The organism is Paenibacillus sp. FSL W8-0919, from assembly GCF_038003785.1.
Taxonomy (GTDB): Bacteria; Bacillota; Bacilli; order Paenibacillales; family Paenibacillaceae; genus Paenibacillus_AQ; species Paenibacillus_AQ lactis.
In genome coordinates this window covers 772,783-787,433 of the sequence record NZ_JBBOPV010000001.1, presented here as the reverse complement: position 1 = coordinate 787,433, position 14,651 = coordinate 772,783, and the positions used below count along the sequence as shown (strand labels likewise).

General features: G+C 55.2%; 13 protein-coding genes and 1 riboswitch. Of the genes, 9 read left to right on the top strand and 4 right to left on the bottom strand.

From position 1 onward, the window contains the following. The first annotated feature begins 275 nt into the window (after positions 1–275). From NST44_RS03340 to NST44_RS03315, 7 genes are all read left to right on the top strand, one after another. A complete protein-coding gene (locus tag NST44_RS03340; RefSeq protein WP_340897821.1) occupies positions 276–1,196 on the top strand; it encodes a proline dehydrogenase family protein in 921 nt (306 codons plus the stop codon). A 568-nt stretch (positions 1,197–1,764) separates the two neighbouring features. Continuing rightward, positions 1,765–1,939: riboswitch (cyclic di-AMP (ydaO/yuaA leader) on the top strand. Positions 1,940–2,068: 129 nt separating this feature from the next. Beyond that, positions 2,069–2,479, top strand: a complete 411-nt coding sequence (locus NST44_RS03335; protein WP_340897820.1) for a hypothetical protein — start codon at positions 2,069–2,071, stop codon at positions 2,477–2,479. 155 nt (positions 2,480–2,634) lie between these two features. After that, positions 2,635–2,712, top strand: coding sequence for a K(+)-transporting ATPase subunit F (kdpF, locus tag NST44_RS31025; protein WP_077570726.1), 78 nt, complete (start codon positions 2,635–2,637; stop codon positions 2,710–2,712). Between the two features lie 31 nt (positions 2,713–2,743). After that, entirely contained in the window at positions 2,744–4,423 is a 1,680-nt protein-coding gene (kdpA, locus tag NST44_RS03330; protein ID WP_340897818.1) for a potassium-transporting ATPase subunit KdpA, read from the top strand. Between the two features lie 22 nt (positions 4,424–4,445). Further along, complete coding sequence (gene kdpB / locus NST44_RS03325; protein ID WP_007130677.1) at positions 4,446–6,479, top strand: potassium-transporting ATPase subunit KdpB; 2,034 nt, start codon at positions 4,446–4,448, stop codon at positions 6,477–6,479. Between the two features lie 96 nt (positions 6,480–6,575). Next, positions 6,576–7,205, top strand: a complete 630-nt coding sequence (kdpC, locus tag NST44_RS03320; RefSeq protein WP_340901414.1) for a potassium-transporting ATPase subunit KdpC — start codon at positions 6,576–6,578, stop codon at positions 7,203–7,205. After that, positions 7,202–9,520 (top strand): histidine kinase, encoded by a 2,319-nt coding sequence (locus tag NST44_RS03315; protein WP_340897816.1) that lies wholly within the window; start codon positions 7,202–7,204, stop codon positions 9,518–9,520. Before kdpC ends, NST44_RS03315 begins: the two co-directional genes overlap by 4 nt. Before the next feature lie 158 nt (positions 9,521–9,678). Here NST44_RS03315 and udk read toward each other — a convergent pair whose 3' ends face one another. Further along, positions 9,679–10,314, bottom strand: coding sequence for a uridine kinase (udk, locus tag NST44_RS03310; protein ID WP_007130673.1), 636 nt, complete (start codon positions 10,312–10,314; stop codon positions 9,679–9,681). Positions 10,315–10,512: 198 nt separating this feature from the next. Here udk and NST44_RS03305 point away from each other — a divergent pair, with 198 nt between their 5' ends. Both NST44_RS03305 and NST44_RS03300 read left to right on the top strand, forming a co-directional pair. Beyond that, positions 10,513–11,142 (top strand): carbohydrate-binding family 9-like protein, encoded by a 630-nt coding sequence (locus NST44_RS03305; RefSeq protein WP_340897815.1) that lies wholly within the window; start codon positions 10,513–10,515, stop codon positions 11,140–11,142. A 65-nt stretch (positions 11,143–11,207) separates the two neighbouring features. After that, positions 11,208–11,627, top strand: coding sequence for a hypothetical protein (locus NST44_RS03300; RefSeq protein ID WP_340897814.1), 420 nt, complete (start codon positions 11,208–11,210; stop codon positions 11,625–11,627). Positions 11,628–11,821: 194 nt separating this feature from the next. Here the strand turns inward: NST44_RS03300 and NST44_RS03295 are convergent, their stop codons facing one another. The 3 genes from NST44_RS03295 to NST44_RS03285 all read right to left on the bottom strand — a co-directional run bounded on the left by NST44_RS03295 (position 11,822) and on the right by NST44_RS03285 (position 14,545). Next, positions 11,822–12,946: a stalk domain-containing protein gene (locus NST44_RS03295; protein WP_210094248.1), complete on the bottom strand. Its 1,125-nt coding sequence runs from the start codon at positions 12,944–12,946 to the stop codon at positions 11,822–11,824. A gap of 202 nt (positions 12,947–13,148) precedes the next feature. Continuing rightward, a complete protein-coding gene (locus tag NST44_RS03290; protein ID WP_340897812.1) occupies positions 13,149–14,033 on the bottom strand; it encodes a DUF3298 domain-containing protein in 885 nt (294 codons plus the stop codon). Further along, entirely contained in the window at positions 14,033–14,545 is a 513-nt protein-coding gene (locus NST44_RS03285; RefSeq protein WP_007130668.1) for an RNA polymerase sigma factor, read from the bottom strand. The genes NST44_RS03290 and NST44_RS03285 overlap by 1 nt, the downstream gene beginning before the upstream one ends. Positions 14,546–14,651 lie beyond the last annotated feature (106 nt).

Sequence of the window (14,651 nt, the reverse complement as noted above, 5' to 3'; positions counted from 1 at the left end):
TGAGGCTAGGCGCTCCCTCAAGTGCAGATTGGGGCGTGAACCATAGAATTGCTTGAAGCACAGCCGTAACGTCAGCAATGAACAAACGCGCTTGGACGCTCGGAGATTTCTCCGAGCGTTTTTTAACGTGTGTTTCTTTCCCTTCCGAAGTCGCTTTTCCATTTTAGCGGAAACTCCCACCAAGCCGAAGGAATGTCCTCTTCGCATGATGCGACCTTTTTTGCATATGAGTTAAGGTAGAGCGCATTTTACTCCGAGAAGAGGGTGAGGCATGCATGGACGGGACCGAGCTTTACCGGAAAGTCGTGTTGACGGTGTCGGGGAACCGGCTGGTGAAATGGCTTTCGATTCGTTACGGCAAGAAACTAGCGGGCAGATTCATTGCGGGAGATACGCTGGAAGAGGCACTCGATGAGATCGAAAGGCTGAACGGGAAGGGAATCCTGGTAACGCTGGACCATCTGGGAGAGGGCATTACTTCGCTGACGGAGGCTTCGGCCTACCGGGAGGAGTATATTCGGCTTGTGGAGGGCATCGCCAACCGGGGAGTGCAATCGAACGTATCCCTGAAGCCGACGCAGATGGGCTTGGCGCTCGACCCGCAGGCAGCATACGAGAACATTAGAACGGTGGTCCGGGCGGCCCAAAGGCATGGCAACTTCGTACGGCTGGACATGGAGGACTCGCTATTCACGCAGGCCACGATCGATATGACGCTGCGGCTTCATAAGGAGGGGCTGACCAATGTGGGAACGGTCATCCAGGCCTATTTGTACCGGTCGGAGGAGGACGTCCGGATGCTAATGAAGGAAGGGGTGAAACTCCGGCTGGTCAAGGGAGCTTATAAGGAGCCGGGAACGATTGCGTATCAGAAGAAGCAGGAGATCATCGGCAATTATAAAAATTTAATCAAGCTTCAGCTGGACCAAGGAGCCTATACCGCTGTCGCGACCCACGATAACAACATCATCGATTGGGTCAAAGTATTTGCAGAGCAGAACCGGATCAAGAAGGATGCGTTCGAGTTTCAAATGCTGTATGGGCTGCGCATGAAGGACCAGGCCCGGCTAGCGCAGGACGGTTATCGAATAAGATGCTACATGCCGTACGGCACGATGTGGTACCCGTATTTTACCCGCCGCATTGCAGAGAAGCCGGCCAATCTGATGATGGTGCTGAGGAATATGTTCAAGTGATTGGGAAGCGAAATACCGCTGGCGATTTCGGTGGGGAAACGGTTCGAAAGGTCGGAAAAAGTAAATTCCGATTTGTGGCCGTTATTTTCTGAAAAAACGTGAAAACAGCGAAGGAAAGCGCGTACATTTGGGAATGGCATTCATTATTGCCATTCCATCGCCTTATATCGCTTTATTGCTAAGAAATGGCGAAATAGAGAGGGATATCGAGTATGGAGAAGATAATCGGGGATGAAGAGGACTTTCCGGATTGCACCTGTTCCATAATACGTTACACGGGTTTTCGTCTGCATTTACTTCCCGAATCGCCGGTCGTATGATACGAACTATGAATTGACCGGATGATTTCCGGAAGCTGGCAGGGCGGCCTGATACCGCCGTGGAAGCCGGCCAGTGTGGGAGCTGCGGCCTTCCATCGGAAAAAAGCGCGTATGCCGGAGACCGCTATGGGGTCCTTCGGCTCGTACTTGCGTCAAGTGCCTCTCACCGCTTGACCCTCGGCCGGGCCGCTTTGACAGTTTTCGAAAACATCAGGGTCAACCATTAACCGAATACATGCAGCTCGCTAGATTCATTTTCGCTGAGTCCTTGAATGAAAAAGGAGCGGGGGAACCAATCGGGAGACGCGATTTCGCGCGTTCTCTCCGGGGTGAATCCCATAGACAAGATAACGGTCTATGGGTAGGGCGACTCTCACGCCCGAATCCGTCAGCTAACCTCGTAAGCGTATCGAGAGAGGCAACGATTGTCGTGACTTGACGAAGCCGCGGTGTTTTTCGCCGTGCCTTTAGGAAGAAGCCGCGGGAAGAGTTCTTCTCCTCCCGAGGCTTCTTTTTTGTTGCCTTCTCCGACGGACACGAGGAGGAGAACGTATGGAAAAAAAGCAAGACACGATTCTGATATCCGCGCCGACCAAGGCCGGAGAGGCATTCATCCGCCAATTGCTCTTAAGGGAGATCCCGTTCGCCGTTCTGGCAAACAACCCTGCAGAGGGGGAGAGGGCGAGCAGGCTCGGATGCAAGGATGTCATCATGCTCGACACGAGAGACGAGCAGACCTGGGTGCTTCCCGAACGGCCGATCGGCAAGGTGTTTCTGTTCGAGAACAGTTTGAACCTCTGCTGCCGCTACTTGCGAATATGCCGGACATGGACCTCGGCTTCGATCTATGTTATTACAAATTCCGGCAATCCGAGACTGATTTACAGAGGGCTTGGCGCGGATGTCGTGCTGCACACGAATCATGACCGCGTCGATTTCCTGATCGCCGCGCTTTTAGACTAGCTACCGGAAAGAGCTGTTTTTACGGCTTACCGCCAAGGAGGGATAACAATGCAGGATGTATATATGCTGCTTCTGCTAGGTGCAGCCTACGGGCTGTTCCGGCTGTTCATAAGCTGGTGCGGCCGCGTTATTCAAGAATCGGAGGGTGACAGGCCATGACGCTGATTTTGATATTGACCGCTGCGTTATTTTTATATTTGGTTTATGCGCTGATTCATCCCGAAAAATTTTAGGATTCCAACATAAAGGAGGAAGCCGCTTATCATGGGCATCGTACAAATCGCCATCGTCATCCTGGTTCTGCTGCTGCTCGTCAAGCCGCTTGGAACCTACCTCTATCTCGTGTTTCGCAATGAACCCGGCGGCACGGACAAATGGTTCTCCTGGGCGGAACGCCCGATATTTGCCCTCATCGGACTCAAGGAACGCAGGGGGATGAGCTGGAAGGGCTATGCGCTCAGCTTCCTGCTCACCAATATCATCCTGGTCGGAGCAGGGTATGCCATCCTCCGTTTTCAACAGGTGCTGCCGTGGAATCCGAACGGCATCGAGAACATGGAGCCGACGTTGTCGCTCAATACAATGATCAGCTTCATGACCAATACGAACTTGCAGCACTATAGCGGGGAGTCGGGCCTCTCTTACTTTTCCCAGATGGCCGTGATCATGATGATGATGTTCACGTCCGCCGCCACCGGGCTGTGCGTTGCCATCGCCTTTATCCGGGCCGTGACGACGAAAGGCGCTACGGTCGGCAACTTCTTCGAAGACTTCGTGAAGGCCATGACCCGGGTGTTTATCCCGGCGGCCTTCCTTATTGCCATGCTGCTGGTGGCACTGCAGGTGCCGCAGACGTTAAAGCCGACCATGAGCGTAACGACCCTTTCGGGATCAGAGCAGCAGATTGCGGTCGGCCCGGTAGCCGCGCTTGAATCGATCAAGCACTTGGGAACGAACGGAGGCGGCCATATGGGAGCCAATTCCGCGCATCCGTTCGAGAATCCATCCCCGTTGACGAACGTGATCGAAATATTGTGCATGTGGAGCCTCGGGGCTGCCCTGCCCTATACGTTCGGATTGTTCGCCAAGAGCCGCAAGCAGGGCTGGATCGTGTTCTCTGTCATGATGACGCTGTTCATCGGTTTTCTATCCCTGAACTATGCGGCCGAATCAAGCGGGAATCCAGCGCTGAACCGGCTCGGGATTGATTCGTCCCAAGGCAGCATGGAAGGCAAAGAGGTCCGCTTCGGCATTCCGCAATCCTCCTTGTTTACGACCGTCACGACGGCGGCCACGACCGGATCGGTCAACAACATGCACGATACCCTGACCCCGCTTGGGGGCATCACGCCGCTAGCGCTAATGATGCTTAATTCCGTCTTCGGCGGGAAGGGCGTCGGCTTGATGAACATGCTCATGTACGCGATTCTGGCCGTATTCCTGGCCGGGCTGATGGTCGGACGAACACCCGAATTTCTTGGCAGGAAGATTGAAGCGAAGGAAATGAAGCTGATCGCCGTCGTGATCCTGGTGCACCCGTTCATCATCCTGGCACCGACAGCGCTTGCGTTGATGACCGATGCGGGTCAATCAGGCATTACGAACGCAGGGTTCCACGGCATCTCCCAGGTGTTGTATGAATATACGTCTTCGGCGGCGAACAACGGGTCCGGGTTTGAAGGGCTTGCCGATAACACGCCGTTTTGGAATGTAACAACCGGTCTGGTCATGCTGCTCGGCCGTTATATTTCGATGATCGCATTGCTGGCGGTCGGCGGATCGCTGATGCGGAAACAGTGGGTGCCGGAGACCCCAGGAACGTTCCGTACTGATAACGGGTTGTTCGCCGGCATTCTGATTGCCGTCGTGCTGATTATCGGCGCGCTGACCTTTTTGCCTGTACTGGTTCTCGGGCCGGTTGCCGAGCATCTTACGATTCGTTAAATAGAAGAGGTGACTTAGGACAATGAATAACCCCAAACAACGTTTAATGACCAAAGCGATGGTCGTTCAGGCGCTGAAGGACAGCGTTGTGAAGCTGAATCCTGTCTTGATGCTGAAAAATCCGGTCATGTTCGTGGTGGAGGCCGGAACGATCGTGGTGCTGCTGATGACGCTGTTTCCGTCCTATTTTGGGACGGAGAGCAGCATCGGCTTCAATCTGACCGTGTTCCTGATCCTGCTCTTTACGCTGCTGTTCGCGAATTTCGCGGAGGCGATGGCGGAAGGGCGCGGAAAAGCGCAGGCCGATTCCTTGAAGCAGTCCAAGAAGGAGATGACGGCCAATAAAGTAACGGAAGGAGGCGGCGTTACGGTAGTTCCGTCGACCGAGCTGCGAAAAGGGGATATCGTCATCGTGTCCCAAGGCGAAATGATACCTGGCGACGGCGAGGTTATCGCGGGACTGGCATCCGTCGACGAATCGGCCATCACCGGCGAATCTGCGCCGGTGATCAAAGAGGCCGGTGGCGACTTCAGCTCGGTTACCGGGGGCACCCGCGTGGTTAGCGATACGATCAAAATTCGGATTACGAGCGATCCGGGAGAATCGTTTCTGGACCGGATGATCTCGCTTGTTGAAGGAGCCTCCCGACAGAAGACGCCTAACGAAATTGCGCTTAACACGCTTCTGACCGTACTGACGCTCATCTTCCTGATCGTGGTGGTGACACTGGCGCCGATTGCGAAGTACCTCGGCATCGAGCTGTCGGTTCCGGTGCTCATCTCGCTGCTTGTCTGCCTCATTCCGACGACGATCGGCGGTCTGCTGTCAGCGATCGGCATTGCGGGGATGGACCGGGTCACCCGGTTCAATGTGCTGGCGATGTCGGGGAAGGCGGTAGAAGCAGCCGGGGATATCAATACGATGATTCTGGATAAGACAGGAACGATCACATTCGGGAACCGGATGGCCAGCCGATTCATTCCGGTGGGCGGCGAATCGCTGGCTTCCGTTGCCCAGTGGGCGGCCGTTAGCTCTCTGCTGGATGAGACGCCCGAGGGCCGTTCCGTGCTGGAGCTGATGAAGAAGGAAGGATATGCCTTCGATGAAGGGGTGGCGTCCTGCGCCGAGTGTGTCGAATTCAAGGCCGAGACGCGGATGAGCGGCATGAATCTGAAGGATGGCCGGAAGGTTCGCAAGGGAGCGGTGGACGCGGTGAAAGCTTGGGTGCAGGCACAAGGAGGAGAAATCCCCGCAGATCTGATCCCAAGCAGCGATGCTATCGCCACCGAGGGCGGCACGCCGCTGGCGGTTGCCGTCGACGACCGGCTCTACGGCTTGATCTACCTGAAGGATACGGTGAAGCCGGGCATGAAGGAGCGGTTCGAGCAGCTGCGCCGGATGGGCATCAAGACGATTATGTGCACCGGCGACAATCCCTTGACCGCAGCGACGATCGCCCGCGAGGCGGGCGTCGACGAATTCATTGCGGAGAGCAAACCGGAGGATAAGATTGCGGTCATCCGCCGGGAGCAGGCGGAGGGCAAGCTGGTTGCTATGACCGGCGACGGGACGAACGACGCTCCGGCGCTGGCGCAGGCCGATGTCGGCCTAGCGATGAACAGCGGCACGGTTGCCGCGAAAGAAGCGGCCAACATGGTGGATCTCGATTCCGATCCGTCGAAAATCATCGAGGTGGTTGCCATTGGCAAGCAGGTGCTGATGACGCGCGGTGCCTTGACCACGTTCAGCGTGGCCAATGACGTGGCCAAATATTTCGCAATTATTCCGGCCATGTTCACAGCGGCTATTCCAAGCATGGGCGCACTTAATGTTATGGGGCTCGGCTCCCCGATGTCGGCGATTTTATCGGCGCTGATTTTCAATGCGATCATCATACCAGTGCTGATTCCGCTTGCGATGAAGGGCGTGTCCTACAAGCCGATGAGCTCATCCAAGCTGCTGCAGCGCAATGTGCTGGTCTACGGATTTGGCGGGGTTATCGTCCCGTTCGTCGGCATCAAGCTGATAGATATGATTGTCCATCTATGGATTTAAGGCGAGCGCCTTGGCGGTCCTAGCAAGGGATGCAAGAGTTTGCCCGCCGGTCACAATATCGCGATGAACCTAATCAGAAGGGATCGAAGAACCATGATGAATCATCCTGTGCAAAAAGCCTCTGGACGTGTTTCCGCTCGAGCCGAGGCGATCCGCGTTCCGGTCGGGATTGCGGTGAGAACGAGCTTTGTCTTTATTGTTCTGTGCGGCTTACTGTACCCGCTCGTAACGACAGGCGCCGCGCAGCTGCTGATGCCGAAGCAGGCCAATGGCAGCTTGATCGAGGATCGAAGCGGCAATGTGGTGGGCTCGGAATTGATCGGTCAGAGCTTCCCGGATCCGAAATATTTCCACGGCAGGTTATCCAGCATCGAATATAACGGGGCGGGATCCGGCAGCAACAACTATGCCCCGTCAAACCCGGAAATGCTGGAGCGGACCAAGGCTGAGATCGAGGCGTGGAAGAAGAACAACCCGAACGTTCCCGTCCAAGAGCTTCCGATCGATCTCGTCACGAACTCGGGCTCGGGACTAGACCCTCATATCACGCCGAAATCGGCTGAAGTTCAAATTCCGCGCGTCAGCGAGCGGACGGGAATTGCCGAAGCGGAGTTGAAACGACTGGTGAAGGAGCATACGGAAGGGCGGGATTTCGGCGTGTTTGGCGAGCCCCGTGTCAATGTGCTCAAGCTGAATCTGGCGCTGCAAGAGCTTTTGGAACATTGACTGAGCCCTACCGAAGAAAATCGCCGGAGGAAATCCTGCGATCGATCTTAAAGCTGAGGCAAGGACGTCTCAAGGTCTATATCGGAGCTGTAAGCGGGTCCGGCAAAACCTATCACATGCTCCGCGAAGGCCAGAGCCTGAAACGGCAGGGGATCGATGTTGTCATCTCCGCCGTATCAACGATGCAGAGGCCTGATACGGTGGAGCAGGCCCGGGAGTTGGAGCGGGTGTCCAGCATCCACTGGTTCGAAAGCGGGAATGAGCGTAAGGACCTGGATCTGGAACGGCTGCTGCGGCGGAATCCGGAGGTGCTGCTGGTAGACGGTCTGGCGCACCGGAACCGCCAGGGAGCCAGGTTCGAGACCCGGCTAGAGGATATCCGTTTTCTTCTTAGCCACGGCATCAGCGTTATTACGACGATCAATGCTTATGAGCTGAAGGACGTAGGCGATATCGCGAGCAGATTGACGGGCGTCACGGCCGGTTATTCGCTGCCTGCGGATACGCTGGAGTTCGCCGACGAAGTGGTACTGATCGACGTTACGCCCGAGACGATGCTGGAGCGGGTGCAAAGCGGTCTGCTTGCCGGCGGCGATGCTTGGGAGCGGGGCAATCTGGCCGTGCTTAGAGAGCTTACCCTTCGGCTGGTAGCGGAGGGCGTTAACAGCTCGCTGGAGCGGCATCGGAGGGAGCGTGGGTTGACAGGCCCTTCCGGCGCCGCCGAGCGGATCCTGGTCGCAGCGCAGTATCATTGGAACGGATCCATCTATATGCGTCGCGGCCAGCAGATTGCCAAGCGGCTGAACGGCGAGCTGCTCGTCGTCACGTTCGTGAAGCCCGGATCGACGCTCGGGAAGGAGCAAGCCGCCTTCAGAAGTTCCCTTCAGAAGCTGGCAGAGCGAATCGGAGCGACCCTGGAGGAGCTTCCGTTACGCTCCCGGCGCAAACTCGCAGGAGCGATCCTGACGTATGCACTGGATCGGCATGTCACCCGGATCGTGCTGGGACATTCGAAGCAGACCCGAAGTCAAGAGCTGTGGCAGGGCTCGGTCATTCATGATCTGCTCCGGCAAATGCGAGGGGTGGACCTGCTCGTGGTGGCTGACCGGACAGCCCATAACGGCGAGCGCATCATTCCCGCCCGGATTCAACCGAATCCGCCGAGGGCAGGGGCGTTTCAACGGCTTAGCGGGACCGAGCTCGATGAGCGGATCGAGCAGGCAAAGCGGGGGCGGTTCAAGATGTATATCGGCGCGGCCCCCGGCGTTGGAAAAACGTATGCGATGCTGCGGGAAGGCGGCGACCTGCGCCGAAAAGGTCTGGACGTGATCGTCGGTCTCCTCGAGACCCACGGCCGCGCCGAAACCCAATCTCAAGTTGGCGAGCTGGAAGTAATGCCGCGGAAGACGAAGCAATACCGCGGGACGCGATTGGAAGAGATGGATACCGACGAGATCCTGCGGCGAAAGCCCGATGTCGTGCTGGTCGACGAGCTGGCCCATACGAATGTGCCCGGCAGCCGGAACAAAAAGCGGTATGAGGATGTGCTTGATATCTTGTCTGCCGGAATCTCCGTCATTACGACCGTGAATGTGCAGCATCTGGAGAGCCTGAACGATGCGGTCCTGCAGGTTACCGGCGTCCGCGTCAGGGAAACTGTGCCTGATCGCATTCTGCAGCTGGCTGACGAGGTTCAACTGATCGACGTCACCCCCGAGACCCTGCAGCAGAGGATGCGGGAGGGCAAAATCTATGCGTCCGAGAACATTAAGCAAGCGCTCGGCTCCTTCTTCAAGACCGGAAACCTGATTGCGCTGCGGGAACTAGCGCTAAGGGAAATCGCCGACGACGTGGATGAGCGGTTGGAATCCCTTGAGCGAAGCGCCTCGCTGCGGGGACCGTGGCGACGGGAGGAAGTGATCTATGTTCTCGTCGGCAGCGGTCCCGAGTCGGAGCGAATCATTCGCCGCGGCTTTCGAATCGCCTACCGGCTGAAGGCGGCCTGGTATGTAACGCCGCTGCCGGATAGATCTGAAGACGGCAAGCTGTCCATGCCGGCACGAAGGGATCCATTTCAGGCGATGACGGAGCGGCTTGGGGGGATTTTTCGTCCGCTGGAGCTGCAGGGAAAGCAAGCGTACGACTTGCCTGCGCTTCTGATCGCGGCGGCTGATGAAGTGAAGGCTACCCAGCTTATTATTGCTCAGCCGCCGGGCAAAGGGTTCCCTGGCTCCTCCCAAATGCGGTTTGTGAAGCAATTGCTGAGACGGGCCAGGCATATGGATGTGCTGGTCATTGCCGACACCGGCCAGTAAAGGGCGGTTGCTTCAGGCGATAGATAGCCGATGATGCCCTATACGCTCAATGACCCGCCGATAGTGTTCCAGTTATCAGAACGCCCGCCTTCCTGTATAGGAAATGCGGGCGTTGTTGTTATGCAAAGCTACGGTCAGTTATGCGTTTTTAAGGGCTTCTATTCGCCGGACAGCGAGCGGTCGCCGGTCAAATATTTTTCCGTCAGGGTGGATAGCAGCTGGATGCCGACTTCATTCTGTCCGCCTTCCGGAATAATCAGGTCGGCGTATTTTTTCGAAGGCTCGATAAACGCTTCGTGCATCGGTTTTACGGTCGACAGGTATTGATTATGGATGGACTGAATCGTCCGGCCGCGGTCCTCGATATCCCGGACGACCCGGCGGAGGAGGCGCACATCGGGATCGGTGTCCACGAATACTTTAATGTGCAGCAGCTTGCGAAGGTTCTCATCGGACAGCACATGCAGTCCCTCGATGATGACAATGTTGTTGGGCTTAAGCTCCACGGTTTGATCCTTGAAGCGGGCATGCTTGGTGAAATCGTACACGGGCGCCTGTGCCGGCAAGCCCTGCTTGAGGATGCCCAGATGCTCGATGAGCAGATCGTTATCGAAGGCAAACGGATGATCGTAATTGATCGCTTCGCGCTCCTCGAAGCTGAGCTCCGGGTGATCCTTGTAATAATTGTCTTGAGAAATGAACGTCACTTTATCTGAGCCGAGTCGGTCGATGACTGAGCGGGCAACCGTTGTCTTGCCTGAACCCGTGCCGCCGGCGATACCTATAATGAGCATGGCGAATCCATAACCCTCCCTAGAAGTTTACAATTTCATTATTGTAGCACAGCATGCGCCTTTTTTCACTATGAGGACGCAGAGTAAAAGCTGGGATTTTCGAATTTTTCTCATCACTATTCTAACCAAGGAATGGTTAACAGAATCTGGATCGATTATCATAAAGCTAAATGCTCATATGGACAGGAGAGATGAAGGATGGCATCAGTACCGATTTATCCTTGCAAGCGCGCGGTTTACAGGGGGGCAGGAGAGGACGGCGCCGCAATCGATTGGGAGCGCTGTGAAGCGGTGGAGCTGACCGATACCGTGACGGGAAAGCCTGTGAAGGAACAGACAAGCGTCCAGGCCTGTTGGAGCCCGGAATGGTTTCATGTCCGGTTTATCTGCCAAGACTCTCATGTTGTATCCCAGTATCGGCACAGGGATGATCCGCTGTACGAGCAGGATGTGGTCGAGCTGTTCATTGATGAGACGGGAGCGGGGAGCGAATATATCGAGCTTGAGGTCAGCCCGCATAATGTTGTTTTTGACGCCCGGATCCAAAACGACGGCATGAAGTCGATTACCGCCAGTGATGTGGCGTGGGATTTGGCCGGACTTGAAACTACCGTAACGCAGGATGACAAAGGTCGAAGAATATACGACATCGCGATCCCGGCCGTCAATTTCGGGAATCCGCCTCGTGCGGGCGGGAGCTGGAACGTCAACTTTTACCGTATAGACGAGGATCCCCAGGGCTTGCAGGAATTTCAGGCGTGGAGCCCGACGGGAGAGGTGAATTACCATATTCCGTCCCGGTTCGGCAAGCTCGTATTTGAGGAATAGAGGCTTAAATGGTTCAGCGGATAAAAGGCTCTCCTTTATACATAAACAACATGGGGTGAAACAAAATGGATCGAGAGCATGCCGTATTCCTTCTGAAATGTCACGCTTTCGTGCATGAAGACCTCGAGCATCCGAAGAAGCAGCGCGGGTTTCTCGGCATGCTGCGCCCGTTCAACGGCGAGCTGGTGGAGGAGAACTTTCACGAGTTGATGCAGATCATCGAGGTGCTGGCTGATGACCATGGCCAACCGGCGCTGGATCGGGAGATCATCGCTTGCTTCTGGAGCATCTGCCAACTGGCAACGGCCTGGGCGGTGTATCCGGAGGGGATGCTGCGGAGGAATGGGCTCTTGACGGCCGACCAAGAGGAAACAATCGAGGAATGGATTGACATGATCTCTTATGCGGTCATGGTGCTGCTGGAAGGCGAAGGCCAGCTGGATGAAGCCCTGTGGGGCTACCGGGAGTATTTGAAAAGGGCGTAGGGAAGCAGTCATGGGGCGAATACCATCTGTATGTTTATAATGATGACGGTTCGGAAGGTGTCTTAAACATCGTCGCTTCGACGAGAGAATAGGCATTTTGGCTGTGAAAAAGAGACCGCTCGCGCAAATGAATGCGGGCGGTCTCTTAATGTACTGTAATATGAGGGCGTGTAGAAGGACTGAAGCGCGTTTTTTTATTTTCCTGCGACGGAGATTGTGATCTGACCGTTCTTATTATCTTGGCTGACCTTCAAATTCAGAATGTCGGACAGGAACTCAAGCGGCACGTATACGTGTCCGTTTCTCATCTCCGGTGCTGCACCGAGCTTGCGGGGGGCTTTTTTTCCAAGGAAGTAGCTGTCCTTGTTCAAGCTGATGGAGCTCCAAAGGGCACCCTTCGAAATGTCGGCGGCTTTGCGCTTGCCGTTCCATGCAACGTCGAACTGCAGCTGGCGCAGGGCGCTTGCCAACGGCACCATGATCTTGCCGTCTTTGCCGATGTAATGCTTGCCGGAAGGAATGATCGATTGGACAGCTCCGTGCACTTCCTCCTTACGGTCCGGAAGCTTCACGGCAAATTCGGGCGTGCCGGTCGATCCCGGGGCGATGCTGTATTCTTGGAACACGATGTACGCTTTGCCGTCCTTCACGTAAAAGCTCTGCTCGGGATCTACACCCTGAAAGCCGTCCTCCCCTTCAAAATAGCGCTCTTGATCTGCAGCGATCGCGGATTTAATATGCGCATCCAGAATGGATGGGTACTTACTGCCGAACAGGTCCGCAAGCGTTACGCGCTTCGCTTCGGCCTCATTCGTGAAGTTGTACGTATCGATACGGGTATCCGGATTGTTCATGCCGGTCCCCTCCGTCGTGATTTTCAGGGAGACCAGACCGTTGTCCGAGCCGTCTGATGTCAGCTCATATTGAATCAGCAGCTGGTAGGGATGCATGGCGTAGCCGTTCTTTTGGGCCAGAGCTGCGGATGCCGCGGCCTCCTGTTCCCATATTGCGAGATCCTTGAAGGCATGGGATTCAATGATATCGTTCAGCTGATCCTGATATTTGGTGTCGGCGAGCCCTTGGAATACGGGAATGGTGATATCGGCCTCGAGCCATTTCTCGGTGGATTGGAGCGTCTTGCTGGTAACCAGCGGCGCGGCAAGCGCGGGAGCCGTGATCCGTCCGTTGCCGGAAGCGGCCTGGGCCTGTGCATGGACATGAGCGAAAGGAAGCCCGGAAGCGGACACCATCAGAATGCCTGCCAAGCCGGCCGCAACCAAGGTTTTGGTCCATTTTGTTGTATGCTGCATCGTTTTCATCGTAATTACCTCCTGGTGTTAAAAAAGGATATAGTCGTACAGTAGTTGTTAGTTGTTACATTGGAATCATGCCCAGCCGGGCTCGCCCGAGGCGATTTCCTGCTCCCTTACGCGGCGCCATTCATGTGGTTGATTTCCCGACATGTGACGCCACACCGTACACTGTGGAGCTATTGCGCGGTACAAAACGGCTTCTTATTAGTTAGTTGATATACTCGTTGCTGACGAGCAAGTCCTGGATCGCCTCCGTCGGAATCGTGAATTCCACAACGCCCATGTAGCCCGGCGCTACGTCATATTCATCGAAGCTGATGACCAGCTTGCCGTCCTGATTAATGTAGAAGTTCTGATCCTTCGCGATGCTTCGGAACATCTCCTCTTCCGGCATATCGGGTTCGATGCCCGGCTGCTGAACCCAGTAGACCTTGTTAGGGTCGTCCTTCATCTGCTGACGCATTTGCTCTTTAATATTGTCGCTGATCGCTTGGATATAGCGGTCGTCGCTGAAGAGGCTCGGCAGCGTGATGACGATGTGATTGATTTTATCGATCGTATCGTATTTGCGGGATTCGGCGGATGATCCGGCCGATTCGACGACATAACGGGAGAGGGTCAGCAGCCGATCCGTATCGGTGACGACTTCATAGCCGCTTTCCAGCCCGAGATGTCCGCCCCCGCCTTTTTCCAGCTGAGCCACTTCATCCTTAAAGTCCTCGTACAGCCTCCTGTTTTCCTCCAAATACTTGGTATTTAGGGACTGCTCCAGCTCAGGATCGCCGATGCCGGCAATGCCGGGCGTTTTAAGATGCACATCGGTGTTTTCGCTCTGCTCGGCATATTCCCGGATGGTGATCACCTTGACGATCTTCCCGAGCACCGGCACTTCAGACAGCGCCTGGGCGAAGGCCGGGCTGGCGTTTACGCCGGCAAACAGCAGGATGCATGCAGCCGCGGCGCTGGCGAGCCAGGGCATGGCCTTTATTTTTTTTCGCCGGGAGGCGATCGTTCTGTTCACCATCTCGTTTAATTCATCGGGAATAGGAATGGACTCATACTCCTGCTTCATCCTATTCAGCTTGTCATGCATTATCGTCGCTCCTCCTCTTGGTCTTCCTCGCTCATGTTCACCCGAAGCTTCTGCAGTCCTTGATAGAGCCTTGTTTTCACGGTACTGAGATTCTCATGGAGCACTTCGGCAATTTCTTCGATCTTCATATCTTCAAAAAAGCGGAGGATAATCACGATCCGGTATTTGTCCGGCAGTTCATCCAGTGATCTTGCCAGGTCCAGATTCGGATAATGGTCTTGGCTGCTTGGCAGCACGACCTCCAGTTTTTCATCGTCCATGATTTGGACTTTTTTCTGTTTTCGTATGAAATCCAGGGATGTTGTCACAACGATCCGGAAAAACCAGCTTTTTAATGAACCCGTATGCTTTAGGTTTTCCATGGACATGAACGCTTTGTGGATGGCGTCCTGTACGATGTCGAGGGCATCCTCTTTGTTGCGGACATAGCTGTAAGCCAGTCGATATGCCCTTTCCTGGTTTTCGGTGATGCATTGGATTAGAAGCTTCTCCAGCTTCCGGCCGCCTCTCATGTAATCAGACACTCCTTTGGGCCCGCGCGGGTAACCATCAATTGCAATTGCCTTACGGAAGCAAGACGTGCGAGTGGTTTGAAAAGTTTGATTAGCTTAAAAAAAA

Bases quoted from the DNA above. Each gene is read 5' to 3' on its own strand.
- udk (WP_007130673.1), bottom strand. From the start codon at position 10,314: ATGCTCATTATAGGTATCGCCGGCGGCACGGGTTCAGGCAAGACAACG.
- NST44_RS03300 (WP_340897814.1), top strand. From the start codon at position 11,208: ATGGATCGAGAGCATGCCGTATTCCTTCTGAAATGTCACGCTTTCGTG.
- kdpB (WP_007130677.1), top strand. From the start codon at position 4,446: ATGAATAACCCCAAACAACGTTTAATGACCAAAGCGATGGTCGTTCAG.
- kdpC (WP_340901414.1), top strand. From the start codon at position 6,576: ATGAATCATCCTGTGCAAAAAGCCTCTGGACGTGTTTCCGCTCGAGCC.
- kdpF (WP_077570726.1), top strand. From the start codon at position 2,635: ATGACGCTGATTTTGATATTGACCGCTGCGTTATTTTTATATTTGGTT.
- NST44_RS03295 (WP_210094248.1), bottom strand. From the start codon at position 12,946: ATGAAAACGATGCAGCATACAACAAAATGGACCAAAACCTTGGTTGCG.
- NST44_RS03305 (WP_340897815.1), top strand. From the start codon at position 10,513: ATGGCATCAGTACCGATTTATCCTTGCAAGCGCGCGGTTTACAGGGGG.
- NST44_RS03335 (WP_340897820.1), top strand. From the start codon at position 2,069: ATGGAAAAAAAGCAAGACACGATTCTGATATCCGCGCCGACCAAGGCC.
- NST44_RS03285 (WP_007130668.1), bottom strand. From the start codon at position 14,545: ATGAGAGGCGGCCGGAAGCTGGAGAAGCTTCTAATCCAATGCATCACC.
- NST44_RS03340 (WP_340897821.1), top strand. From the start codon at position 276: ATGGACGGGACCGAGCTTTACCGGAAAGTCGTGTTGACGGTGTCGGGG.
- NST44_RS03290 (WP_340897812.1), bottom strand. From the start codon at position 14,033: ATGCATGACAAGCTGAATAGGATGAAGCAGGAGTATGAGTCCATTCCT.
- kdpA (WP_340897818.1), top strand. From the start codon at position 2,744: ATGGGCATCGTACAAATCGCCATCGTCATCCTGGTTCTGCTGCTGCTC.